Genomic DNA, 387 nt, shown 5'->3' on the forward strand with positions numbered 1-387 from the left:
CGCCTGTAATTGGCTGTTTGTTACTTGCGGCTGTAATTCGACTGAGCAAGCAAGCTTGGCGCCCACAGGGATTGGGGCATGTCATTGAGCGATTTACCTTTTATCAAGGTTATTTACCTTGGCAAAACACCCTACACCAGTTCTTCAGTGCATTAGTTGCTCTTGCCTCAGGATTGTCGGCAGGAAGAGAAGGCCCTGCCGTACACTTAGGCGCAGGAGTCAGCAGTTATTTAGGCCAACTATTTAAGCTGCCTAACAATAGCATTAGGTTATTGGTAGGCTGTGGTACAGCGGCAGCCATTGGTGCATCATTTAATACCCCTATTGCTGGTGTTATCTTTGCGATGGAGGTGATTATGGCAGAGTACACACTGGTGGGCTTTACAC

At 47.8% G+C, this 387-nt stretch carries 1 protein-coding gene; it reads left to right on the plus strand.

What is annotated here, in order from left to right:
* Positions 1 to 387: chloride channel protein (locus BTA35_RS17460; RefSeq protein ID WP_139363767.1), on the plus strand; the 387-nt coding region annotated here is incomplete at both ends.

Origin of the sequence: Oceanospirillum linum (assembly GCF_001995095.2) — a bacterium.
Taxonomy (GTDB): domain Bacteria; phylum Pseudomonadota; class Gammaproteobacteria; order Pseudomonadales; family Halomonadaceae; genus Oceanospirillum; species Oceanospirillum linum.